Origin of the sequence: Gemella haemolysans (assembly GCF_028308085.1) — a bacterium.
Taxonomy (GTDB): domain Bacteria; phylum Bacillota; class Bacilli; order Staphylococcales; family Gemellaceae; genus Gemella; species Gemella haemolysans_D.
This window is the reverse complement of record NZ_JAQMFS010000085.1, coordinates 1-224: the sequence shown is the minus strand read 5'-3', so window position 1 is coordinate 224 and position 224 is coordinate 1. Positions and strand designations below refer to the sequence as shown.

Below are 224 nucleotides of genomic sequence, written 5' to 3'. Positions count from 1 at the left end.
TTACAACTTACTTACTTTTTTCTCGGTTTTGTAAATCTGTTTTTAATTTATAGAAAATTATTTTTGATCTAATATATATATTCAGTTTTCATTGTGCTTGAGTATTACTTGAACACTCAAAACTAAACAAATTATCAACGTATTCCTTATCCTTAGAAAGGAGGTGATCCAGCCGCACCTTCCGATACGGCTACCTTGTTACGACTTCACCCCAATCATCTGTC

General features: G+C 32.6%; 1 rRNA gene. It reads right to left on the bottom strand.

Annotated elements, in window-relative coordinates:
* Window positions 1-156: 156 nt before the first annotated feature.
* Window positions 157-224: ribosomal RNA gene (locus tag PNO30_RS06910) — 16S ribosomal RNA — on the bottom strand; the annotation flags it as partial.